Origin of the sequence: Neobacillus drentensis, assembly GCF_036966985.1 — a bacterium.
In the GTDB taxonomy this organism is placed as follows: Bacteria; Bacillota; Bacilli; order Bacillales; family Cytobacillaceae; genus Neobacillus; species Neobacillus drentensis_E.
Window position 1 is genome coordinate 6,647 of the sequence record NZ_JBALSN010000482.1, and the last position, 237, is coordinate 6,883.

Genomic DNA, 237 nt, shown 5'->3' on the forward strand with positions numbered 1-237 from the left:
GGTATTTCTCTATGATTCTTTAAAATCCTCCATAATTTTACAACAATTTTATGAACGAAAACCCCTGCACAAAAAAATGCAGGGGCCTTAGAACGTTATCGAGGCGTGATTGGCTTAACAGTAATAGCAGGGGAGCTAGTCGAAATAATACATCCTTCTAAATGGTCGGGACTTAATAAGCCTAAATTGACAGCAGCTTTGATTTTTACATCGTCCGGTTTTTTCACTACCTGGATG